General features: G+C 49.0%; 1 pseudogene. It reads right to left on the bottom strand.

What is annotated here, in order from left to right:
• Positions 1–294: pseudogene (locus ACYQ8U_RS23370) on the bottom strand (3-hydroxyacyl-CoA dehydrogenase/enoyl-CoA hydratase family protein); the annotation flags it as partial.

The raw sequence follows: 294 nt of genomic DNA, 5'->3' as shown, positions 1-294 counted from the left end.
TATTTGGTGTAGTTCGGCTTGCGTTTTTCCAGGAAGGCAAATACACCCTCCTTAGGAGCGTCGATGCACGAGATGACACCGGAATAGTGGTAGCTGATCTCCAATGCATCTTTAAAGCTCTCTGCAGCCGCTCCTTCGTTGATGACCTTACTTACGATGGTGAGGGCCTCCTTACTCAGAGGTAATTTCCCTGCCATGGGATTATCCGGCACTATGAACTCGGGAATACTCACCGGAGAGTCGACAATTCTGGGTACATTATTTGCCAACGTATTGACTTGACCAATGGCTGCC

Source organism: Desulfocastanea catecholica, assembly GCF_054657295.1.
This window is presented reverse-complemented; position numbering and strand designations above follow the sequence as displayed.